The 9,346-nt window shown below is 35.5% G+C and carries 7 protein-coding genes and 1 pseudogene; 6 read left to right on the top strand and 2 right to left on the bottom strand.

Annotation, left to right across the window (positions count from 1 at the left end):
- Both hisF and hisI read left to right on the top strand, forming a co-directional pair.
- On the top strand, nt 1–647 hold a 647-nt coding region (hisF, locus tag BG20_RS07395), incomplete at its 5' end, for an imidazole glycerol phosphate synthase subunit HisF (RefSeq protein WP_010192973.1).
- Nucleotides 648–656: 9 nt separating this feature from the next.
- Nucleotides 657–986 (top strand): phosphoribosyl-AMP cyclohydrolase, encoded by a 330-nt coding sequence (gene hisI, locus BG20_RS07390; RefSeq protein ID WP_010192971.1) that lies wholly within the window; start codon nt 657–659, stop codon nt 984–986.
- 1 nt (nt 987) lies between these two features.
- On the opposite strand, the gene BG20_RS13340 is transcribed toward hisI, so the two are convergent.
- Both BG20_RS13340 and BG20_RS13335 read right to left on the bottom strand, forming a co-directional pair.
- Nucleotides 988–1,227, bottom strand: coding sequence for a hypothetical protein (locus BG20_RS13340; protein ID WP_010192970.1), 240 nt, complete (start codon nt 1,225–1,227; stop codon nt 988–990).
- 226 nt (nt 1,228–1,453) lie between these two features.
- Complete coding sequence (locus BG20_RS13335) at nt 1,454–1,600, bottom strand: hypothetical protein (protein ID WP_238527556.1); 147 nt, start codon at nt 1,598–1,600, stop codon at nt 1,454–1,456.
- A gap of 216 nt (nt 1,601–1,816) precedes the next feature.
- On the opposite strand from BG20_RS13335, the pseudogene BG20_RS07380 reads away from it, so the two are divergent.
- From BG20_RS07380 to BG20_RS07365, 4 genes and pseudogenes are all read left to right on the top strand, one after another.
- Nucleotides 1,817–3,030 (top strand): annotated as a pseudogene (locus tag BG20_RS07380) (threonine synthase).
- A complete protein-coding gene (locus tag BG20_RS07375) occupies nt 3,030–4,370 on the top strand; it encodes a ThiF family adenylyltransferase (RefSeq protein ID WP_010192967.1) in 1,341 nt (446 codons plus the stop codon). The pseudogene BG20_RS07380 and the gene BG20_RS07375 overlap by 1 nt, the downstream one beginning before the upstream one ends.
- A 76-nt stretch (nt 4,371–4,446) precedes the next feature.
- A complete protein-coding gene (locus BG20_RS07370; RefSeq protein WP_010192966.1) occupies nt 4,447–5,457 on the top strand; it encodes an SIS domain-containing protein in 1,011 nt (336 codons plus the stop codon).
- 315 nt (nt 5,458–5,772) lie between these two features.
- Nucleotides 5,773–9,346: beta strand repeat-containing protein (locus BG20_RS07365; RefSeq protein WP_048097151.1), on the top strand; the 3,574-nt coding region annotated here is incomplete at its 3' end.

Here is a 9,346-nt window from a genome sequence, read left to right as displayed (position 1 = left end):
AGCAGAGAAAAACCCTCAAGGAGTTGGTTAGAAAGGTTGCATCAGTAATTGATATTCCATTTACTGTAGGCGGTGGTGTAAAGTCTTTAGAGGATGCAAGAAACATTTTACTAAACGGTGCTGACAAAGTAGGAATCAATACAGGTGCAATAAAAAATCCCATAGTAATCACAGAACTGATGGAATTATTTGGAAGGCAATGTGTTGTTGTAGCAATTGATGCTAAAAGAAACTATGATATTCAAAATGATAAAAACCTTTTTTCTGAGAATGGAAAAAAATTCTGGTTTGAGGTATTTATTTTTGGTGGAAAACAAGGAACTGGAATCGATGTAATCGAGTGGGCCAAAAAAGCTGATGAGTTAGGTGCCGGTGAGATACTTCTTACTAGTATTGACAAAGATGGTACCAAAGACGGTTATGATATTTTACTGACTAGGGAAATTGTCAACTCTGTATCCATACCAGTAATTGCTTCTGGTGGGTGTGGGAAACCTGATGATATGGTAGATGTTTTCAAAGAATCAAATGCTGATGCTGTATTGGCAGCCTCAATATTTCATTATCAGATTCACGGAGTAAATGGTGTAAAGATGCATCTAAAAGAGAAAAAAAATTCCTGTAAGATTATAAACAATACTCTATGATTTAAGACATTGAAGAAAATAATCGATGATATTGATTTTTCAAAAAGTGATGGATTAGTTCCAGTGATTGTTCAAGATGCAAATACGAAAGATGTTCTCACACTTGCTTATACTAATAAAGAATCACTGGAGCTTACAAAAAAAACTGGCAACTCTTGGTTTTGGAGTCGTTCAAGAAATAAACTTTGGATGAAAGGAGAGGAATCAGGTAACACTCAAAAAGTAAAAGAGATACTAGTCGATTGTGATTCTGATGCTATCATTTATCTTGTAGACCCATCTGGTCCAGCTTGCCATACTGGTGAAAAAGTTTGCTTTCACAATAATTTGGAAAAATAGTTTAACATACAGGATCTATTTTTGTTCCCGGAACAACATCTTTTGTTATCTCAAAGTTCAGATTTGGATAATTTGTTCCTCTGAAAACCATTACCCATTTTCCTGTCAAATCATCAACTGAACATATTCCTCTTGTCTTTGAAATTTGTGGTTCTAGATAATAATTAAATGCAGATTTTGCAGCTCCATCAAAAGGGATAGTTAGATAAACTGTATAATGAGTAGCGTTTAATGGTCTCATTACTGCTATCTGACCTTTTTCATCCGGATTTAATCCTCCTAATACAACAAAAATTTTTTCACCTATTGCATATTTACTTCGGTCAATCTGAAATGGTCCTGAAGTTATCCATTCTCTTGGGTTTGGTGTATACTCGTTTTCTAAGTTAATCTTTTCAAGTTCATCATATTTTTTTTGAATCTCTGAACTGTTTGTTTCTGTATCTCTTAGATTATCTAATGTATTTTCAACATAAATTTCCTCTTTTTTCTGGTTTTGCTGTATTATCTAATGTTTCATTCAAGTCTGATTTTGATGTAGATACTAAAACTATAGAAACAATAATTATGAAAATACTAATTCCAGTAATGCCTATTACCAGCCCTTTTTTCATGTGTTTTACTTTGTAGAAATATCTAAAAACCTTCCTTATGATTGATAAATTGCTAAAAAATTTAATTCTTCTAAATTTTAATTAAAAATTTACAGATATTCTGTTTTTTCATAGATATAGATAAGATTACCAGTATATTTTTAATGTATAAAAATTAAGTATTACTTAACTTGATATTAGGATTTTTTATGTATACTCTAAAGGGAAGAATTGATCTTGGCTAGAACTTCACTGCAATGTAGAGAATGCAAAAAAGAGTATGGTACTGCTTTCAAGTATATCTGTGATGAGTGTTTTGGACCGCTAGATGTAAAATATGATTTTCCCACAATAAGCAAAAATACATTCAATAACCGTGAACACACCTATTGGAGATACTTTGAATTACTTCCAATAGAAGACAAATCAAATATTGTAAGTATTGGTGCCGGAATGACCCCCCTTATCAAGGCAGACAATCTTGGAAAAAATTAGGATTAAACAATTTATACATAAAAAATGATTCTGTAAATCCAACTTTTTCATTTAAAGATAGACCTGCAGGTGTTGCAATATCAAAGGCAAAGGAGTTTGGATTATCTGCAGTAGGTTGTGCATCTACTGGTAACTTGGCATCTGCAACTGCAGCACATGCAGCTAAAGCTGGATTTCCATGCCATGTGTTTGCACCAAGCAATATAGAGATGGCAAAAATTGCACAGGCATTATCCTACGGTGCAAATTACATTGCAGTAGATGGAACATATGACGATGCAAACAGAATAGCTGCACAAATTGGTGACAGTAAAGGAATTGGAATTGTAAATATCAATATGCGTTCTCATTACGTGGAGGGTTCTAAGACACTTGCATACGAAGTTGCAGAACAACTTGATTGGCAAGTTCCTGATCAACTTATAGTTCCAGTTGGTAGTGGTGCAATGCTTAATGCAATTTGTAAGGGATTTGAGGAATTACAACAAGTGTCATTACTAAGCAATGTATCCAATATGCACATGATAGCAGCACAACCACATGGATGTGCGCCAATTGTTGATGCGTTTAAGAAAAAATCCAAAGAGGTAATTCCAGTTGAGAATCCTGATACTATTGCAAAGAGCTTGGCAATAGGTGATCCTGGAGATGGGAGATACGTTCTAAAAAGATTACAGCAATACAATGGATTTGCTGAAGAATGCAACAACAGAGAAATCTTGGATGCCATATTGCTTTTGGCAAAGACTGAGGGCATATTTACAGAACCTGCAGGTGGCGTCTCAGTTGCTGTTTTGCAAAAGATGGTGGAGCAGGGAAAGATTGACAAAAATGACTCTGTAGTATGCTATGTTACAGGAAACGGATTAAAGGCAACTGAGGCAATTATGGAAATTTTGCCAAAACCTACTGTAATGAAAGCAGATGTATCACAAATATCGGCGGTAGTCAATTAATGGCAAATATCATATTTACCATCCCATCTGTACTAAATTCTGGAGGTGGAGAGAAAAAAACACCAATAACTGCAAATTCGCTACAAGACGCATTTACAAAAATCTCTGAAGTTATGGGAGATGACTTTAAGCGTAGAGTTTTGGAAGGTGATGGTACTCCACGATCTCTGATTAACATCTACATTAATGGAAAAAATTCTAAATTCTCAAATGGTATGGAAACTCTGCTCAAAGACGGAGATGAGGTGTACATTTTACCTGCAGTTGCTGGTGGTTCTGATGAACTATCAAAAAAGGAACTCGACAAATATTCTCGTCAGGTAATGTTAGAAGAGATTGGATACGGGGGACAATTGAAACTAAAAAATTCTAAGATCTGTGTTGTTGGTGTTGGTGGTCTTGGAAACCCTATAACTACAAGACTTGCGGCAATGGGAGTTGGCACTCTGCGAATTGTTGATAGAGATGTAATTGAATTATCCAACCTGCATCGTCAGACAATGTTTGATGAGGACGATGTTGGACAAGTCAAAGTTGAAGTTGCAGCAAAGAAACTACAAAAACTAAATCCTGATTGTAAGATTGAAGCACTAGCTGTTTCTGTAAATGATTATACGGCACTAGAAGTTGTAGATGGATGCGATGTCATAGTTGATGCACTAGATAGTGTCAATGCAAGATATGCTTTGAATAAAGCATGTGTGAAATTTGGCATTCCTTTTGTTACAGGAGCTGCAGTGGGAGTATCTGGTCAAATATTTACTATTATTCCTGGAACTAGCGCGTGTTATCATTGCATGTTTCCATCACTTGATGAGGATACAATGCCAACATGCAGTCTTGAGGGAGTACATCCATCTATTTTATCTATAGTTGGGGGAATTGAGGTAGCCGAGGCAGTCAAAGTAATCACTGGCAAAAAACCCAGTCTGTCTGATAAAATATTACATGTGGATATTGAGAATCTTGATTTTACTACTACTCGTACATTTAAAGTAGAAGAGTGTCCTGTATGTGGAACTGGGAAAAAAGAAGAGACAGTAAAAGAAGAATTGATTTTGGAGGAACTATGTGGACGAAATCGTGGCAAAAGAACATTCTCAATTACTCCTACCAGTACATTTGATCTTGATGTAAATTCTGTTACCGGCATAGCAAAACAAAAGGGATTCCTAATAGATAACCAAGGAGAATTTGGATTGTCTTTACGAACAAATGATCTATATGTCAGCTTTATGAAAAAAGGATCTGCTGTTATAGTTGGACCAAAAGATGAAAAAGATGCAATTATTCTATATAATGAACTACTGGGAAATAAAATAATAAAACCCACAAATTAGTTTATTGTATCTCAGAATGATTTAATGGAACAAACACAACAAATCATTATATTATAAACTGTAATTTTATCTTATAATGATTACATTATCTGATTTGAAAAAATTTGATCAAAAAGGAATGTATAAAATTTATGATCAATGGCCTGAACTTGCAAAAAAATCATACGAATCAAATTATGATGAAGTTATATTTAATGAAATTAATCATATTGTTTTTGCAGGGGTTGGAGGTTCAGGTGCTGTAGGCGATTTACTCTCTTCAATTTTATCAAAAAGTAATCTGCATGTAACTTTAGTCAAAGGATATTTACTTCCAAAAACGATTGATAAAAATACTTTGGTGATTGTAACTAGCGTTTCTGGTGATTCTATTGAAACAATGACAGTATTAGAATCAGCTTCAAAACAAACTTGTTCAATACTTGTATTTTCTTCTGGTGGTAAAATGGAAAAATTTTGTAAACAAAATAAAATTAATTTTAGAAAAATAGAATATGTTCATTCACCAAGAGCATCACTTATCAAATATATTTACTCTATTTTGAAAATTTTACGTCCTATTTTACCTATTACACACGATGAAATTATTGAATCCATTAATGAGCTTAAAATTATTAAACATAATATTTCCTCTAATAACCTATCTGACTCAAATCATTCATTAGAATTGGCTGCTTGGATTTCTGGAATTCCTTTGATTTATTATCCACATGGTTTACAATCAGCTGCAATTAGATTCAAATCATCATTGCAAGAAAATGCTAAATCCCATGTAATCATCGAAGATGTAATTGAAGCGTCTCATAACGGAATTGTTGCATGGGAAAAAATTTCTATTGTACAGCCTATTTTAATTCGTGGTCAAGATGATTATATCAAAACTAAAGAACGGTGGATTATAATTAAAAAATATTTGACTAAAAAAAATATTGATTTTAAAGAAATAGAATCTGTTTCTGGTAATATTTTAACCAAACTTGTGACATTAATCTATTTGTTAGATTACGCATCAATTTACAAAGCAGTGCTGGATAAAATTGACCCTTCCCCTGTATTAGCAATTGATTATGTCAAAAAAAACATTTGAATTTATTATGAATAAATCATCCAAGTTTGAACTGTTTAAAATTTAATCCTTTTACAAACATTTTGTCATGTTGATTAAATTTATGAATATCATTATTAACCAAAACCATGTAATATTTACAAATATTCTTATAAATTACAGAAGATCTTTATATCTTAATTAAAAAATATGGTAAGATTATAATATCTATAAAAAAAAATCAAATAATTACATCATACTGCCCTACAGGTATGAAATTTCTACAAAAAAAACGTGATTTGTGGACAATTCGTCCATTAGCCTTATATACAAATTTTAAAGAGAAAAACCAATAACATGAATAACGAAATAGGACGAAAAATAACTAGTCTTACATTAATGACAATTATGTTAGCAGGCGGTATGTTTGCAGTAGTACCAGCAATGGTACCTGTAGCACATGCAGCTAACGCTAACCTATTTGTATCCGCAGAAAACTCACAGTTCAATAACTACATGTCAGGACCTCAGGTCATTGAAGTAGTTGTGATTGATTCTTCAATTAATGATACAGATCAGGGTAAAGGTGAACCAGACGTTAAAGTTAACGGCAAAAAGCTTAGAATGGCTCAAGCCGTAGATGGAAACTGGTATGGTTACTTTGCAGATAGAGACCAAGCTATGAAAGCAGACTTTACAGTTGTAGGCCATCCAGCCGGAACCGGATTAGACTTCGGTACATTCTGTACAGCAGCTTCTGGTGCTAGTGTCTTAGGCTTTACAACAACTGATACATCCGGTATCGCATTACCAACAACTCCAGCAGTAGCTGTTGCAAACGGTGGACAAAATGGTACTAGTACAGGCGGTGTAATCACTGCAGCTTGTACTAATGCAGGCTTGTTTGTCAGTGGTGGTGCTGAAAGAAACGGAACAAACAATGTTGTAAGAGAACCAAAAACTATCAATACAAATACAAATGTTTCACCCGGTCAAATCGGATTTAATAATACAAGAACAGTATCCGGTTTAGCAGGTTTGTGGCCATTTGTACAATTGTATACATTAAATCCAACTGGCAACGTTGTAGTCAGCTATAACAAAGGTGGTGGTGTTCAATCAACAACACTTACTTTTGATTCAGTTGATCAATTCGCCAAAGTAGATTTGGATAAAGCAAAGTACACTCAAAAATCACAAGTTCACGCAACAATTACTGATTTATGGCTTAACATCGACCCAACCGATGAAGATTCTTGGACATTTGGTACTAATGCCACTGCTCCAGGTAGCACAGGTAATGCTCAAAACGCATTGTCTGTAAACTATCAAGTCTTCAACGAGAATGGCGGTTTAGCCGGTGCAGGTGTTCCAGCTGGTATTACTAATATCAAAGGAAACCTAACATCATTGATGATAGAAAATAATGGTATATTGATCGTAAACGTAGATAAACAAAACAGTGGAACCGCAGTTTTGACACTACAAGATAACGATGATTCCGATCTCGACTCTTGTACACAAGATGCATCTGTCTGTTCTGCAACAAACCTTGCAGGCTATGGCTTAGGTCGAAATACTCAACCAGTCACAATTACTGAACAAGGACCAAACTCTGGTATATTTGGTACATATGATGAATCAGATATATCAGCATTATTAATTACAGATAGCGCCAAAAGAGGCACATCTGCAACTATTAATTATAATGAGGTTCCAAAAACTGTACTTATAGGATTTGACTTTGCAACAATAAGCATAACACCAACTGATGGTGAATGGAACTCTGGTGAAGAGATTCCAGTCACACTAGTTGATGGTGATGCTAACAAAAATAGTAGAGCTGATGAAGACCTTGATGTCAATAATCCAAATGTAACATTGATTCCAGCCTTAACAACTGGTGATCCATTCACAATTGGTGAAAATGGCACAGGTAGAACAGATCAACAGGCCGCTCTCTGGGTTGGAGTAAATCAAACAACCACAGACTCGAGTGGATTCTTTAGATCTGGTCTCTTCTCATCACTCAAATCAATTAACCAAACTTCTACAATAACCGTACAGAAGTTTAGTGAACGAGCTAATTTGAGTAACTCTACTAGCGTTAGTAATACCAACGGTTATGTCAATGCTCTTGTTGTAGACTTGAAAACAACATATGGTGAACTTAAAAATTCTATCAGAAATCCTAGCTTTGGTCAAACATTCCATGGATTTAACTTCTTAAACTTAGATCTTAGAAGTATCAACTCCACAAGCACTTTCGATGTTTATCTATTAAACAGCACAAGTGCAAATGGACAAATTATTAACTCCACTGGACATGTTAATCAAAGCGTAGGTGCGTTGCTAATTGCAAATGATGTTAGCCCACAAAGCTTAACAATATTGAATGCAACAACCGCTAATAGTAGAATATTCTCTTCAACTGCATCAACCAATAACATTGGTTTGTTGTTTGTTAATAACGGAGGAAATCTAGCATTAAGCGGTAACACTCCTGATACAATTGTAGCTGATTTCTTCTCTTTTGGATTCATAAATGATGGATTGAAGCAAAACGAAAGAATTGCAAATCAAATCATCAGATTTGAATTAGAAGAGACAGGTGATAACACAAGTACCTTTGCAGGTACTGTAGAGTATATCATGTTGAATCAACTGAACATTCTTAATCAAAATACCTATGCTAACATATCTCCAATTGCCAATGATCCAACTTTCATTGTGATTGAAGACTTGGATAATGAAGATTCTCCAAGAATCAACTATAATGATTTAGGTGCAGATGGTGTTACAACTCAAGTTTCAGTTCAACAAGCAGCTCCAGCTCACTCTGGTATTGTTTCATTTAACAGTCATAACTTCAAGACAGCTGACACAGTCACTGTAACAGTGCAAGACGTAGATCTTAACGTAGACTCTGATCTTATTGATATCTATACTGTAGTAAACCCATCCACTTTCCCAGGTACTTTAGCTGATACAGTTGGAAACAACTCAACATCAGTTAGATTATCTAACGGAGATGACTTGGGTAGATTACTAGATATTACCTTTGACGATAGTACATGGAAAACTCCAACAGGCGCATGTCTAACATCATTGACAAACGCAGGTGTAACTGATACAGGTTTGTTTGCAACTGGATTTACTCTAGTTGAAACCGGATCTGCAACAGGTACATTTATTGGTGATTTCCAAATTCCATCGTTATGGTGTGCACCAAGTGCCACTACAGCTACAACTGTAACTGGTCTTGATATAGAAGTCAACTATGTTGACTTCAGAGATGCATCTGGCGAAACCATCGAAGTAGGTGATTCCGCAGGTGTACGTGCAAACACAGGTTCAGTAAGTCTAGATAGAACAGTTTATCCGGTACCATTTGGTATCCCATCAAACTTTGCTTCTACCTCAGTAACAACTCCATCAGGAAGATCTATCTTCCCAATCCACCAGACAGGTATGGATTCAACATCCGGCCTACAAACTGGTGGAGGTGAGTTCCTTATAGACGGAGATCTAACTATTCACGTCAGAGTAAACGATCCAGACTTTGATACATCCGCATCTGGTGAAGATAAAATCGGTCAAAACAACACCTCCGCAACCAAACCAGTAGGACCTGTTAAAGTCTCTGTTCTCAGAGGCTCTTCAGTAGTCGTACTAGGTTATGCAGGTGGTGATTCTGTATTGCCAGGTCCAATTGACGTTGCAGATAACAACGCCAATGCAACCAGACAATTCGGTCCAATGACTGAAATTGCACCAGACGCAGGAATATTCGAAGCTGATATCGATATTAGATACACAGATGGTCCAGCTAGCACAATCTGTCCAACTACAACAGTATTCACCCAAATCACAGCGGGTGCAGCTGATACTAGTAGGACTGGCAGATTTGATGCCGCCCCAGCATCCGGTC

It is taken from the genome of Candidatus Nitrosarchaeum limnium BG20, assembly GCF_000241145.1.
Taxonomy (GTDB): domain Archaea; phylum Thermoproteota; class Nitrososphaeria; order Nitrososphaerales; family Nitrosopumilaceae; genus Nitrosarchaeum; species Nitrosarchaeum limnae.
Note: the sequence above shows the minus strand (reverse complement) of the source record. Positions and strands in the feature narration are given on the sequence as shown.

Bases quoted from the DNA above. Each gene is read 5' to 3' on its own strand.
- BG20_RS13340 (WP_010192970.1), bottom strand. From the start codon at position 1,227: ATGAGACCATTAAACGCTACTCATTATACAGTTTATCTAACTATCCCT.
- BG20_RS13335 (WP_238527556.1), bottom strand. From the start codon at position 1,600: ATGAAAAAAGGGCTGGTAATAGGCATTACTGGAATTAGTATTTTCATA.
- BG20_RS07370 (WP_010192966.1), top strand. From the start codon at position 4,447: ATGATTACATTATCTGATTTGAAAAAATTTGATCAAAAAGGAATGTAT.
- BG20_RS07375 (WP_010192967.1), top strand. From the start codon at position 3,030: ATGGCAAATATCATATTTACCATCCCATCTGTACTAAATTCTGGAGGT.